The 14,388-nt window shown below is 37.0% G+C and carries 18 protein-coding genes, 1 pseudogene and 1 CRISPR repeat array; all 19 genes and pseudogenes read right to left on the bottom strand.

What is annotated here, in order from left to right; genetic code table 11:
- Nucleotides 1–71 precede the first annotated feature (71 nt).
- Nucleotides 72–215: a hypothetical protein gene (locus RUMAL_RS21990; protein ID WP_154662861.1), complete on the bottom strand. Its 144-nt coding sequence runs from the start codon at nt 213–215 to the stop codon at nt 72–74.
- A 37-nt stretch (nt 216–252) separates the two neighbouring features.
- Nucleotides 253–873: an SMI1/KNR4 family protein gene (locus RUMAL_RS18170; RefSeq protein WP_013483557.1), complete on the bottom strand. Its 621-nt coding sequence runs from the start codon at nt 871–873 to the stop codon at nt 253–255.
- 708 nt (nt 874–1,581) lie between these two features.
- On the bottom strand, nt 1,582–2,097 hold the full coding sequence (locus RUMAL_RS18165; RefSeq protein WP_013483556.1) for a hypothetical protein: 516 nt from the start codon (nt 2,095–2,097) through the stop codon (nt 1,582–1,584).
- Nucleotides 2,098–2,116: 19 nt separating this feature from the next.
- Nucleotides 2,117–2,608, bottom strand: coding sequence for a hypothetical protein (locus RUMAL_RS22195; protein ID WP_013483555.1), 492 nt, complete (start codon nt 2,606–2,608; stop codon nt 2,117–2,119).
- 39 nt (nt 2,609–2,647) lie between these two features.
- Nucleotides 2,648–3,169 (bottom strand): hypothetical protein, encoded by a 522-nt coding sequence (locus RUMAL_RS18155; protein WP_013483554.1) that lies wholly within the window; start codon nt 3,167–3,169, stop codon nt 2,648–2,650.
- 276 nt (nt 3,170–3,445) lie between these two features.
- On the bottom strand, nt 3,446–5,395 hold the full coding sequence (locus RUMAL_RS18150) for a leucine-rich repeat protein (protein ID WP_013483553.1): 1,950 nt from the start codon (nt 5,393–5,395) through the stop codon (nt 3,446–3,448).
- Between the two features lie 317 nt (nt 5,396–5,712).
- Nucleotides 5,713–5,943, bottom strand: a complete 231-nt coding sequence (locus RUMAL_RS18145) for a hypothetical protein (RefSeq protein WP_050793327.1) — start codon at nt 5,941–5,943, stop codon at nt 5,713–5,715.
- A gap of 12 nt (nt 5,944–5,955) precedes the next feature.
- A complete protein-coding gene (locus RUMAL_RS18140) occupies nt 5,956–6,204 on the bottom strand; it encodes a hypothetical protein (protein ID WP_013483552.1) in 249 nt (82 codons plus the stop codon).
- A complete protein-coding gene (locus RUMAL_RS18135) occupies nt 6,197–6,469 on the bottom strand; it encodes a hypothetical protein (RefSeq protein ID WP_013483551.1) in 273 nt (90 codons plus the stop codon). The genes RUMAL_RS18140 and RUMAL_RS18135 overlap by 8 nt, the downstream gene beginning before the upstream one ends.
- A 19-nt stretch (nt 6,470–6,488) precedes the next feature.
- Nucleotides 6,489–6,857: a hypothetical protein gene (locus tag RUMAL_RS18130; protein ID WP_013483550.1), complete on the bottom strand. Its 369-nt coding sequence runs from the start codon at nt 6,855–6,857 to the stop codon at nt 6,489–6,491.
- 2 nt (nt 6,858–6,859) lie between these two features.
- Entirely contained in the window at nt 6,860–7,447 is a 588-nt protein-coding gene (locus tag RUMAL_RS18125) for a hypothetical protein (protein ID WP_013483549.1), read from the bottom strand.
- Between the two features lie 121 nt (nt 7,448–7,568).
- On the bottom strand, nt 7,569–8,444 hold the full coding sequence (locus tag RUMAL_RS18120) for an IS1595 family transposase (protein WP_013483548.1): 876 nt from the start codon (nt 8,442–8,444) through the stop codon (nt 7,569–7,571).
- 289 nt (nt 8,445–8,733) lie between these two features.
- Entirely contained in the window at nt 8,734–9,846 is a 1,113-nt protein-coding gene (locus RUMAL_RS21040) for a dockerin type I repeat-containing protein (protein ID WP_013483547.1), read from the bottom strand.
- 327 nt (nt 9,847–10,173) lie between these two features.
- Nucleotides 10,174–10,471: direct repeats of the CRISPR family, unit length 32 nt; unit sequence CTCGCAATTTACCTGCCTGTACAGATTGCATC.
- 551 nt (nt 10,472–11,022) lie between these two features.
- Nucleotides 11,023–11,496 (bottom strand): annotated as a pseudogene (locus RUMAL_RS18110) (hypothetical protein); the annotation flags it as partial.
- 12 nt (nt 11,497–11,508) lie between these two features.
- Nucleotides 11,509–11,973, bottom strand: a complete 465-nt coding sequence (locus RUMAL_RS18105) for a hypothetical protein (RefSeq protein ID WP_013483545.1) — start codon at nt 11,971–11,973, stop codon at nt 11,509–11,511.
- A gap of 128 nt (nt 11,974–12,101) precedes the next feature.
- Nucleotides 12,102–12,638 (bottom strand): hypothetical protein, encoded by a 537-nt coding sequence (locus tag RUMAL_RS18100; protein ID WP_013483544.1) that lies wholly within the window; start codon nt 12,636–12,638, stop codon nt 12,102–12,104.
- Nucleotides 12,639–12,797: 159 nt separating this feature from the next.
- A complete protein-coding gene (locus RUMAL_RS18095) occupies nt 12,798–13,136 on the bottom strand; it encodes a hypothetical protein (protein ID WP_013483543.1) in 339 nt (112 codons plus the stop codon).
- A gap of 175 nt (nt 13,137–13,311) precedes the next feature.
- The gene (locus RUMAL_RS18090) at nt 13,312–13,623 is read right to left on the bottom strand and encodes a hypothetical protein (RefSeq protein ID WP_013483542.1); all 312 of its coding nucleotides are present in this window, start codon (nt 13,621–13,623) and stop codon (nt 13,312–13,314) included.
- A 13-nt stretch (nt 13,624–13,636) separates the two neighbouring features.
- On the bottom strand, nt 13,637–14,347 hold the full coding sequence (locus RUMAL_RS18085; RefSeq protein WP_013483541.1) for a hypothetical protein: 711 nt from the start codon (nt 14,345–14,347) through the stop codon (nt 13,637–13,639).
- Nucleotides 14,348–14,388 lie beyond the last annotated feature (41 nt).

Raw genomic sequence — 14,388 nt, 5'->3', positions numbered from 1 at the left:
TAAGATTTCGCTCCCATAATTAAGGTTGCATAACGCATCAGTTGCGCAACCTTTTTCCATATTTGTCTGTTTCAACGCCAAAAAGCCCTCAGGAACGCTTTCACAGCGTTTCCGAGAGCCTTACGGTTAATGTATGCCATTGTGGTATGTGCATCTAACGATTCATCTAAACAGCCGTATATCTTTGCTATAAAGCTATTTGTTCTTTTACCCAAAAGCCGAACGCTCTCGATGAACATTCGGCTTGTGATGTTAACTTTCCTGAGCAGTTTCCTGCAATCGTTTTTTCTCGTAATCATCCAATGTTTTGGTAAGTTCGATATAACGAAGCTCCCCATCTCTCAGGCGTTTGAGAAGATAACTGAAGTCATTGGTTACATAAGGAGAAAGCGCAACGACATTCTCACGGGTATAAGGCAGGCGAACCAAACCGCCGAGTGCTTTTCTGTAGAAGGTGATCTCCTCGCCCTCGCTGAAAAGTTCATGACTGCACTGACGAATCACCTGCGTGGTGTAACATCCCCCATACCCAAACTTTTCACCAACGCTGTTAAGGTCAATGCAGATTGCATCACCGTCTACCCATGAAGCCACGGTCAGAAGTCCGAACGGCAGAACCATAAACCCGGGTACAGCGTCTGTATTCCATCTGACTATTTCGTTAATGCCGTAGAGATCAATATACTCATCAATGCGCACAATACCCTCAAAACTGTAATGTGAGTAAAATTCCATAGCCTCCTCGGGGAGCTTTCCGCCTGCAAGCTTCTGTAAAGCCGCAAGCTCCTCTTCCGTAGCGGGACGGACGTGCGTGACCTTTTCGATTTTCTTGATGAGCCTTTTTAAGGCAGGGAGTTTCTTTTTAACAGCCATAGCGCACTCCTTTAATATTCATTTTACCGCTTGATACGACAGATTTCACACTTACCGCCATCGTTACATTCAAAACACTTGAAATCATATACGAATGAAGTAGTATCTCGTTGATAAATTTGCAAAATATTTTCTCGATTTTAGGGCGTTAAGCTGTCTATAAAGATTATTTTGTGATCATTTTTGTAAGCATATTTTTGAATGGAAAAGTATGAAGATAATCACTCGCAATTCACTTGCGTAGTACAGATTGCAACAAAGTGTTCGACTGCTTTTGTACAAATTAATATACCTCGCAATTCACTTGCGTAGTGCAGATTGCATCGATAGTGCCCGATTCATCAAGCAGCAACGCCGAACTCGCAATTCACTTGCGTAGTGCAGATTGCATCTGCATAATTATACAAATAAAATTGAATACACGGATTGAATGTGTATTGTTTTTACCTTATCGAGAGTTACTTCGGCTACAGATTTGTAGACTTACGAGCACTTCTCGATTTACGGACGCCGAGCCGCCCGAAATAAAGTGCGAATCTCTTGGCATTTTTATGTAAGCTTGCCATTCGCAACGAGTTTTCCTGTATTTATAATAACACAAATACATCTATAATTCAAGTGAAATATTTTCTAATAGTAAAAAGGAATAAAAAAACATCCCTCCAAAAAAGAGAGATGTTTTACAGGACAGATCATGGCAGGAAGGATTCATCCTCCCTGTTCAATGGATTCAAAATTTACATTCCCTGCCTCTACAAATCCTTTCATTGATTTAATAATCGCATTTCGGCAGTCTTCTTTAGAATCGAATTTTTCAACTTTACGCCATGGATACACCATACCTAAAAGCCAGTATGTATGACTATCAGTAAACTCATCAATAACTATTTCCACTAAATCTTCAATATGCCCATTCTTTTGCCATAGCCATACAAAAATTTCAGCGACAAGATCATCAAACCCATATAAACAATAAAATGGACTTTCGTATTCACTGAACAGCTCTCTGGCGTTTTGAATATCCTGCTTAATATCATTCACATCAACAGGAATATTAAAAAAATTTTTCGCTTCGGGATAATCTTCATCACTGTAAGGCTTTTTTTCTTCCCAGAAAAGCCGAATATTCTCTTTTAACAGTGACCATTTTTCAAGTGTAAGATTATTTATTGTATTTGAAACATCAAAACCGTATCCGTCTACAGACCAAACATGGTAACTCATAATTAATTTCCCCTGTCTTTTATAGATTGCTTTCCACTCTACGCAGCTGCTTAATTCGTTTTAAAAGACTTTCTTTCTTGCTTTGGCAATCAATATCACATTCTTCACCATTTCTTCTGGTAGGACAATCATCACAATAATAGTCATAACGTGAATTAAGTCTTTCCAATTCATGCTTGACCATCGCAGCATTATTGCCGAAATTTTTGTATGTTGCGTAAAAAGCCGAAATATCCTTGTCTATCATATTATTTTTAATGTACCGTTCGACAAAATCCAGAAACACCTCATTAGCCAAATCATCCCCTATACTGTGATTCATAAGTAAAAGAGCTATATTGGTAGAACTGGTTATAGATTTCCAAATGCAGGCACCAACACCTTCTTTGGCCCCCTCTACCATTATTCCTATAGACTGCATCATATCAAGTGATTTGTAAAGTTCAGCTACCGTTTTTACGGCGTAAATAAAATTACGCTTGTCGTATCTTACAGATTTTCCATACAACAAAAAAGCCTTTCCGAAGAAAGACGTTTTGTATTGCTATAATCAAGGGCAAGTGATCTCTATAGATACTATATCTTTTGTTGTATCCTCTTCATATACTGCTTTTTTGATCCGTTCAGAGTCTCCTTTTTCCCCGAGCGATATTATCCGTTCAAGATTGTTGGAGTATTTTACATGAACAGCTCCGCATCCTCCACCGGTTTCAGTTATATAATCTGGATACGTCACTTTAGTTCCATCTTTATCCATTCTTGCAAAAGAAGGGTAACGCATTATTTCATCTGACATTATTACGGCAAAATTACTTGTAGGATAGTCTGAAAGATCTTCATCTTTTTCCGGAGATACCCATTTGTTATTCTTAAGAACGACTACATCTTCACGCCTGATATCTTCAGTTAGCATTATAGGCTCCCTGTTATCATCTCTTTTCAGGAATTTCTTTCTGAAATATCCGCATTTTGGACACAACTCACTGTACTCATCGCTTCTGTACCAATATTCGCAGCTCATTTCCTCAAAACTACATTTAGGGCATTCGTTTAATTCAATTACTGAACCCATGTCTTTATTCCTCCGTTTTTAATAATATTGCAAACACTTACCAATAGCCGAAAAATCTCCGAACTATCAATAAATCTCTACATAGATATTATATGAGAAATATCCTAACGATAAAAACATTACTTCCCTGCCGGATGGTTCTATACTTAGTGTCACGCGTGATACACAAAAACATCCTCTGCGATATATTTCGCAGAAGATGCTTTAGTTTTAATTATTTAGTTTGTTGATCATGGGATATAAATATGTCTGAGATGATATTTATAATCACTGAGCTTATCCTCGGGGCAATTTGCGTTTGAGCGCTGCCAGGTAATCATCCCAGTCAACTTTGCCGTCGAAGTTTGTATCTGCGAGAACAAGGTCTATGGAGCCGATATCGCCGTTGCAGTAATACCAGATAAGGTCGGCATCATCATCGTTGATGACACCATCCTTATTTACATCTCCTACCGAATAGAGGCATTTGGGGATTTCGTCGGGAATAGTGTATTTATATCGGCTTGTAGGCGCATCGATCGCCCAGCTCGAATGACCTGAAGAGCATTTTTTTACATCGGTATCCGAGATAAGGAAGTGATCATAACCTATGGTACCGTTTGGATCAGAGCCTGAATCATCATGTGTTGCATCAAGATGAAAATAATGGTCTCCAACTCTAACCATACACCATGCATGTTCGCTGAAATTTACAAGAAGATATGCTTCTACACCAGATTCATTGAGCAAAAGTGTAAGTGCTTTGGCATAGCCTGCGCATACAGTTGAATTTCTGATAAATGCAGACGAATCCACCTGAGTATAATTGCTGGTATCAGGAGTATACTTGCTGTTTTTCTTGATATATTTATAGAATACCTTGTTACAGAGCCAATCATGAAGAGTTTTTATCTTCTCCATATCGGACATATCATCGGTTATATTTGTGGATACAACGTACTTTACTTCTGCTTCAAGGTAGTCATTGAAGAAACCCAGCTCACTGTCGTCAATGGCATCAAAATTCTCTATTATAACACTTCTGTACTTTTCTGTAAACTCAGGCTCAGTGTTATCGCCGTTAAGAATAACGGGACTTTCATTGTTTATTGTACGTAGCTCTTTGCAGCCTGAAAATGTTCTTTTGTCGAACAATCCTGCCAGAATGTCAAAATCGGAAACATTTATATTTTCTACTGAAGAACAGCCTTTGAAACAGTATCCGCCGAATTTAGTAGCTGAATTAACATCAAGATCTATCGACCTGATACCTTTACATTCGCTGAAAGCATCTGAATCAATCTTCTCTACTGAGTCGGGAATGGAGATATATTCAAGCTTTTCGCAGCCTGCAAAAGCATACGATCCTATCGAAGTAGGTGAGTTTGAGAATGATACAGATTCAAGGCCTGTGCAGTTTCTAAATGCAGCGAATTCAATTGAAACCGTTGATTCTGAACAAGGAGTTTTTTTAAGCTTTGAGCAATTCATGAAAGCAGAATTTTTTATAGTCGTCAACGAATCGGGTGCGTTTATCTCTGTAAGGTTTGTGCAGCCTTTGAAAGCGTTCTTTTCAATAGTGATCAGGTCATCAGGAAGGATGATGGACTCTATGCCGATGCAGTTTTCAAATGTACTTTCGGGAATTATTGTAATGCCATCGGGAAGCACCACATCTTTAAGGTTTTTACAGTCTGTAAAAATTCTTTTGCCGAACTCATTAACATCCCGCATGTTAATGGAAGTTATTCCCGAGCCGGTAAATGCAGAGCTTTCAATGGTATCAACAGAAAGAGGCAGCGCTATTGATGTGAGGCTCTTTGCATTCATAAAAGCCCCGCGCTCGATTTTTGTTACGCCGAGAGGCATTACCACCGATTCCAGATTTGAAGCATTTGAGAAACAGTAACCGGGTATGCTCTGGATACCTCTGGGGATCTTTACAGACTTGATATTAGTATTATTACTGAACAGATTTTCACCAAGTTCTGTTATCGAATGACCGTCAATGCCCTGAGGGATACTAATTTCTGCATCGCTGCCGGTATACTTTACTAGCTTTGCAGTGTGGTCTCCGGTTACTTCATATTCCCAGTCACCATAAACAGTACCGGCACTTGCAGAGAGCGAATTTAATAAAATTAATCTGCCTATCACGCTTGACTCAGATGCAATTGCACCAGAAGATACGATTGAAAGTGCCATTACACCTGCAATTATTCTTTTTGACTTTATGTTTATATTCACGGTTAAATTACTCCTTAATTAATAGTGTTTGTCGCGACAATTTTAATTTAACACATTCGAGAAAGAAAGTCAACCTATCAAAAATACGTTTTACCTCACCTTAACTCGAAATTTACCGAAATTTCCAAGTTAGTGTGTATCTGATAATTTTTTGCAAATTATGTAGTTCATAAAGTTATAATTGTTAAAATTATGCAATTTATATAATTAATAATCTCAATATCGTTATACTTTAACATCCAGATGAAATGACAGTTTATGGACACAGCATAAAAACGCCCCTACGAAGAGAGACGTTTGTAAAAGACAGGTCTTATTCAAGGAAACAACTTTTCAGCAAGACGAACGATCCGTTCCATACTACAAAACTCTTTAGCTATATTAAGAGCTTCAACATCGGATAGCTCGTATTTATCTCTGAAAGGGACAACAAGTTCGCATATAGCTGATTTTGTGATCTTACTTGATGTATACAGTTTATGATACTGTTTTTGCAGTTCAAGTATCTCCTGTATCAGATTCCATCTACTTTCGTACTTATTATACATTGTACGCTCCTTTCAAAAATATCGTCCGATTTTTTTGATGATCACTTTATTCTTTTCTTTTGAAACAACTATATCCTCGATCGTTCCTGTTTCTCGCATTTCCTCTTTGTTTTCCAGAAGAAAGTTAAGAACAGCACGAACACAGTTCTGATTGTACATCTTATTCACTTTCATAGCTTCAGAATGATCATCAAAGAAGTTCAGTACATTGATTAGAGCTGTCGTATAACCTCTAATGTAGTCTCCGTTCAGATTATCCATCTTTATTCTCCTTTGTTGCATCATAATATTCATTGTTCCATGCTTCCCTTTCCCAGAGTCCTGATTTTTCATCACACCCCAAAACAACATCGGGATCAGACTCTATCTCATAAGATTCATCGATATAATTGGCATCTCCGCAATGGGTAGGTATTTTGTCCTGGTGGTCTCTTACATACTTTATTGCTTCTTCTTTAGAAAAAGCCTTCACCGGAACGTATTCACTCACTTGATAATATACGGGAACTCTATAGATCTTCGACATTTTTTCCTCCTTGTTATTCTTACAGTCCTTTAATCTTTTTCATATAAGGCAATGCTGCATTTATCCGTGATACCTGTTTAGCTTCCCAGGAATCTTTTTTCGGCTCTGGGTTATCTGACAAGAATTTTTCCATTAAAGCTACCGTATGATATCCTCCGCCTATCGCAGCCATTATCTTATCTGATCCTTCTGACTTTATTGCTAATAGACAATCTTTTTCTATTACATATAGTCCTTTTTGCAAAAGTTCTTGTTTTAGCCGGCACAGCGGAATGAATCCTTTCAGCATATAAGGACCTATATTCCATATTTTATATCCATCAGGAACTTCATTTACTATTGTAAAGGTATTTTTACCATATACTATTTTATCTTCGGTGATTTCCATGTTTATTCCTCCGTTTCGAAAGTTTTGATCCATTCCTTTAACTCCTCGGTCTGATAAATGAATGCTGTATTTTCCTTCACAAGGTCGTATACCAATTGTTCGTAGAAGAATTCAATATCTGTGATAGACTCTTTTGTATCTGCACGAATGGCAACACAAAGATCATCAACTCCTACATAACCGATACTGTTTTCAGTTACAAACTGAAGATGCAAGATGTGACCATCCGGAGTAAGATAAGCTTCATTAATATCTTTGATTCTTCCCTTTTCATGTAGCTTATTATATACGATATCCAATTCGTCCAGACTTTCATGCATAGAAAAATCTTTCACACCGTTGACGTAAAGAGCAAGTGACTGCTGCAGCAAATCTTTTTCTGTCATTTTCCGTCCCGACCACGTCGTTCCAAAATCTTTTTCTGTCATCTCACTGCCGTTTCTCTCCACTTTGATATCATCTGCATAAAGAAAAACAGTGTATTCATCCTGTTCGATTTCAAGATTACGTACCTTGACTTCATATGCGTCATTTCTGAATTCAAAAGAATATCCCTTCCATTCAGATATTTCGTTTTTTACTTCGTTCATAATTCTTAAGCTCCTTTTTATCTTCTTCGATATGTATTTTGAAAGTATTATCAACAACTTGTCTGACCTCCAAGCTATCAATGAATATTATGGTTATCCCTTTAACACACCACAAGTAAGATCACTGCACCAAAGCAGCCAAAAGCCTTAAATACGCACTGTTTCCCAGCTTACGACGGTTGAATTTGTAGCAGTATTCGGCAGCATATAACGCTGTGTGGATCTTTTCGTTTCCGTGGTAAGTTCCCATGATCATTGCTTTGAAGTTTGATATAACTTTATGCATCCAGTTCAGCTGACCGCTTGTCGGATCATATGTTTCAAAAACATGGAAGTATTTCTGTGCCAACGGTTTCTTGTAACTTCGAGCATTATCACTCTCGATCTTCGAGCCTGCGCGGATATTATCCCTGGCAAATCTACCAACAGTTATACCCTTTAAATTCGGCACATCGCTCATTTTAACGTACTCGGGATTTCCTGCTGCGTTCTTTGACAAAGCTACTATCATCTTGACTTTTTCAGTTCCTCTGCCACGCTTTTTACCGTGAGTCGGAGCACCGAGATACGTGTCATCAAGTTCAACGATCCCGTCAAGCAAATAGCGTTCTTCACGGCATTTCATAGCTTTTCTGATGCGATGAAGGATGTACCATGCAGTCTTGTAGGTCACCCCCAAAGACCTCATCAGCGTAACAGCAGAAACGCTGCATTTGTTGCTCATAATGAGGAATGCGGTGACTATCCACAGTCTGAGCGGAATATGTGTTCTGTGCATAAAAGTTCCGTTTGTGGCGGATATATCTGCTTTACAGAACTTGCATCGCAGCAGATGGCGTGACCTTATCCTGCGGTACTCAGAGCCACCGCAAAACGGGCAGGCAAAACCCTTTTCAAAGCGGATATCAAGCAGAAAATCCTTGCAAAAGCTTTCATCTGCGAACTTTGAGTATATCCCATCAAGTGTGATCTCAGGTTTCGGAAATCTTTTTGACATAGCGACAGCTCCCTTCGGTTTCTGTCACTATTATACTATATTTTCTGAGTTTTGAGGTCTGTTTATTTGGACAGCATTGTAAATTATCTGTGGTGTGTTAAAGGGATAACCATGATGAATATTCCTGAATAGATTATATTTGAAAATACAAGAAGATATAATACGTCATAGAAATGAAACAAAAACAATAAACCAACCAATAGAACAAATGATACACCAACCAGTGCTATCATTCAGTTGTTCTATTAGTTGGTCTATTTGTATCACGCGTGACACAAATTATACGCTATCAAAAAGTGGGCGGGGCAAAAACATAGATCAGATACTGTGTTTTTGTGTTATTACAAAGGTCATTATTTATCTGCGGTCCGGTGAAGTTATCAAAACCGTGCCAAGTACCCGTGCTTTCAAGTCTCCAGTGTTTTCCGTCATTATCGCTGTTGTTGCTATTATATCCTATCTTCTGTGAGCCTATCCTGGTCATAATATCCCCAGGAGCCTTATCTGTCAGTGAAGCTATGTATTTTCTAACTTCATTTGCATTGTTGTATTCGCCCAGATACAGCCACATATGATCTGCATTAGCCATGCGGTTTCCTTTATTATCTTCAGCAAAGGCAACGACAATAGAACCCACAGGAATTATATCATTATTCTTCCCGTACTGATAATACTTCTGTTTTGAGGTAGAAACACCGTTTTTCAGCACTTTCATCGGTTTCTTTGTTCCGTCAACGATCCAATAAGCATTCTTTACAGGCTTTATTACGTTATATTTATTGAGCCAGTCACCTGTTGCTGCCGGAGTATATCCAAATTGTGCAGCATTAGTGTTGCTTGATCCACGAAGACCTTCTGTTTCTATTCCAAGTGTACCCAGAGCATAATTTATTATACCCGAACAGTCTATTCCTTCTTTAAGGATGATTTTTTCAGCTTTGTCGTTTCCTTTTGTGAAATCATATTTTCTGGGCTCATTAGGTGAGTAGTATTTGAGATTAGCTTCGGTAAGTCTGAGTGCTCTAGCGATAATATCAGTTTCGGTAGGAGTCGTTAGTTTTCTTACATTTTTAAATGCATTAGTGCTGCTACTAATACTTTTTACGTTCTTTATTTGAGCCGCTATTGTAGTGATGTCAGTTATATTGAGTTTTCCATCCCTGTTGACATCGGCAGCCCAGAGTGTTGTATACGGTACAAGTATATCATTTCGCTCTTCACTAAGCATTTTTTTGCTTTTTATATGAGAAGCTATCTTAATGATATCCGTAATATTTACTGTGCCGCTGTTGTTTATATCCCCTTTTGTATAAAAAGTTTCAGCGCCTGCATTTACTGTGAATGTACTCCCCAATATCATCAGTGCTGTCAGCGAGGATACGATCTTTCCGAATTTGTTCATCTTTACATTTCCTTTCTTTTTCTTACCATTTGTTTGAATGTTGTATTTTTATTATAGGAGAAAATTTACTACAATAAAAAAAGCCAAGATCTGTTTTTGTCTCTACAGCTCCAATTGCTGCAGGCAGTTAAACGATCTTGGTTATGATACTATTATAATATGAAGACTTCTGAAGCCGAAAAGATTGCAAAAAAATAAAAGCCAAATGACACTTGAAAGATAAGACGAACGGTACTTCTTATTAACAAGTTAATTTGACTTTAATAATATTATACATCATAAAGTAGGCCCTGTCAAGGTTTTCGATGGAAAATTTTTAATTCGTTTTTTGTAATTTACTTGCCTGTACAGATTGCATCCTCCACTTTAATAAAATCTCTGTTGCAAATGACTTCTCGCAATTTACCTGCCTGTACAGATTGCATCTATCTCAATCGCCCTTGAAACTGTACGTCTGTTCTCGCAATTTACCTGCCTGTACAGATTGCATCTAGTAGTGGTTTTTATGTTGACGGCTTTTACACCTCGCAATTTACCTGCCTGTACAGATTGCATCCCCGAATGCGGCGGACGGCTGATAAAGGATATGGCTGCTCGCAATTTACCTGCCTGTACAGATTGCATCTGCATAATTATACAAATAAAATTGAATACACGGATTGAATGTGTATTGCTTTTACCTTATCGAGAGTTACTTCGGCTACAGATTTGTAGACTTACGAGCACTTCTCGATTTACGGACGCCGAGCCGCCCGAAATAAAGTGCGAATCTCCCAGCATTTTAACGTGAGCTTATCATTCGCCCTGTATTACTGATCAATGAAATTGATTTTCTATAGTCATTATAACATATATGAAGTTATAATGCAAGAGAAAAATTTTCTAATAGTATAAAAGCGTTTTTTCTCTTATGAATTATTGATTGACCGATTTTTTTTGTTATCGTTTTGATTTTCGTGGCACTTCCCTAACGAAACAAAAAATTTCCTCCTATGAGAACCGCAATTACATAAGTTTTCAGTTTTGAACAGGAGAATCGCTTTCCAGCAATTGCTTTTCATCATTAAATTTCACACGGTATTATCGCACTAAATCGAAGTTTAGTGCGCTTAATTATACATAACTATTCAGAAGTCGTCCTAAAAGTACTGCCACAGATCGGGATTATTCACTCCATCATTTAAGCCACAATAATCCTTTTACACATCCTTCAAAAGTCGATTCGTCATCTCCGCCAACACTCATTATCCTGTCAGAAAGAGTCCACTGATCCCAAGTATAAACAGTTCCGCCCCACGGATCAACTATTTTATAGTACATACAGTTTTTTTCACAGTATTTACCGTATATAACTATATAATGAAGAGTGCCGCTAAAAGTTCTGTGACCGCATATAAGCCTGTGTCCTTCATTCAGTTTTTCATTTATAGTATAAATGATATCTTCACTTGAATTATTCCATAAATGATCTATTTCGGAATCCTGTCCGTAATAGCTTACAAGATCCTGTATATTTTCTAGTGTGACTCCCATTCCGGATGTAAAATTTATTCCTGCATCATAATAGAAACCATTATCATAAGCATTTACAACAATCTCATCTTTAGAAATATCCATTCCTTTTTCTGAAGACAGCAGCATGGCCGCTGAAGTCGGGCCACATCACGAAGAAGAATATATGGATCCGCCAAGCTGATTATAAATGTAAGTGTCAAGCTCGATTATATCAGTAATGATAGTATATCCTGGTTTCTGAGCTTTTTCTTCTACAATCGTTTCTTCCTTATTTTCTTCACATGATGAATCACAGGAAGATTCATTATCACCGGTATCAACGGGTACAACCTGACAACTTTCATTTAAAGAAGGCTCCGTGATATCAATTACAGATACAGGTTCTTCTTTTTGAGGATCATCATTACTGTTGATTTTTTTCAAGGATGAACTGTCTGATGATCCTTTTGATGAATAGGATATGTTATAAGATAATGGGCTTATTCTTTCAGGATTGCTTTCACTCGTATATTGAACGTTCTCGTCTTCTATAAAACTGTATCCTGCAAAATTACAGCATAATAGCGCCGAAATCACAACTGAAAGCACCATGGTAATTTTTTTAATTTTCATAAGTGTACATCTCCTTTATACATTTATTATATATGAAAACAAGCATAAATAAAAAAGAGTATAAACTATATAAAAAAATCACTCCACAATTGTGAAGCGATTGACCAAATAATCTGGGATAACAGCATTCATCCTATTTTATAATAGTTTTCTATGAAAAATACTTCGAATTCAGAATAGCCATTTGGGATCTCATCTTCTACAGAAACAAGATCCATAGCCCAAAGACCTACATCATTAAAATGTGACTCTGAATAATAATCTCCGCCGCCTTCACCGTTTCCTTCCGCTGTTAATAATGGCAGAGGGTGAACGATTTCTCCGTCAGGATCTTTAGACAGCATTTTGTATTTATTGATATCGATGTATGTTTTCTTTGAATGATTTACCAGAAATTTATTGTCAAGATTAAATGTTGATGGATCCGGTATTATAGTCTGTGCCTTTTTATTATAAGCTATTCGGTATGATTCAGTGTTTTTATCTGCATAATCTCCTACCCATGATATTTGAGCCGGAGAATGATAGAGCAATTCAGTGATACTATTTACAAATGTGTTTTTGTACCAGCTATGTTCCATTAATTTTAAATAATTTTTTGGATTTTTAAATACAACGTTCTTTCCATTAAGTGTTTTCATAATTGCCTTAAAATACTGACCCATAATTTAAAATCTCCTTAGTATAGTTAGATTTTGAAATTGAGCGAAATATTCGGTCTTAATGACTCCAAATTTTCGCTCAATTAATCTGATTCTATTATATAAGAAAACCTTCACCAACAAAATACACCCCGCCATAGCGAGGTGTTAGAGTCATTGAAATCAACTATATTTTACTTTGTAATTATTAATGCAGTAACCATATTCGTCTGAAAGCCAGTCTGTAACTTCTCCAGTATCATCTTTCTCGCTTTTCAATCCAAAAAAGTCGGGAATTATTACCTCATCGGGAAGTCCTACTATTTCAGCTGCATTAATTCTGTTATGGTAAAGTTTATCACGTATAATTTCATGTCTATCTACCGTTTTCATATCAGCATACGTATCTGCAGTGATACATAATTCTTTTGCTGCATCGTAAATAGTCATTTTTTCGAATGCTTCATAGATTTCATTAATATCAACATCCCAGTCTATATCATAAGCAGTAAATATTTTCATTTTTCATCCTCCGTTTAGAAATTATGTCATAGATTTTTACCTTTATTATTTGATCTCAACAACTTGTCTGACCTCCAGTTTATCAATTAAATCCTATACCTGAATTATACTAGAATTTCCCCAAAGATAAAAGCGTCCTCCTGAGAGAGACGCTTTGTAATCATGAATTACTATACTAGCTGAAGAATTTTTCTACATCTAGTCTTACGGTTTCAAATTTAGGAAGTTCAGGCTTTTTAAATCCCTTTTCCTCGATGGCATCAAGCAGTATTCTCTGTTCATCCGGTTTATTGACCAGATCTCTTGCTGCATCGAAAATATTTTCACTATACCATCCTTCAGGATATTCCTCTCCATTACCCTCACAAAAAACGAGAATATCAGACGGAATTTGGGGATTTTTCTGTATCAAGCCGATCTCTACGAGGTATTCTAGAAGTTTCAGGCATTGATAGTATTCCAGTTTTTCTTCTTTTACATCATTCATTGTTTATCTCCTTCTACCACCATGGCCAGAATACTGTTTCATTGTCGATCCAATTTTCCATAAAGGACTCTGATAGTCCGCCGTCTTCAGTCATTTCACAGATAAGGTCTTTATCATCGCAGTAACAACAGTTTTCCGGGAGCAACGACCATCCGGTATCATTCAGTCCTTTCCGCTGATAATCGACTTCTTTCATTATTACAGCATATTTTTTATTATTCTTTGTGATGAGGTATTTACCTTCATAGTGCATATTAGTTTCATTCACAGTAAAACTAACAACTATTCTATCATAATCTTTTTCATACCTGATACTCGTTGTCATACTTGGTGTCGTTTCTAAAATCGTTTCGCCTGAATTACCGATGCTATTAAGAATTCTTTTAACTTCTTCATTATCATCACAATACAGACTAAAAGATTGTTTTGTGCAACTATAGGAAGATCCGCCCTGATAGAACTTTTCTGCGTATTCAGAGGCTTTTTCTTCTAAAACATCAAAATTCATTAGATAATCCGTTATGATTTTTCTCATATTATAGTATCGTTCTGTTATAATACATTTTACAGCAATTTTCTTAATTGTGTCGCAAAGAACATTTTCTGCATCTGTGTTGATAAATTTAACACCGGAGCATCTTGGATCTTCGTGTATATCATTTATAATTTCGCCCTCATTTATTTCCGGTGTAGATACCTTGTACAAATACATATCTAGTCCCATTTTTACTTCCTCCTGTTTTAATTATTATAGTAACTCTTTTT

This window comes from Ruminococcus albus 7 = DSM 20455 (assembly GCF_000179635.2).
GTDB classification, from domain to species: Bacteria; Bacillota; Clostridia; order Oscillospirales; family Ruminococcaceae; genus Hominimerdicola; species Hominimerdicola alba.
This window is presented reverse-complemented; position numbering and strand designations above follow the sequence as displayed.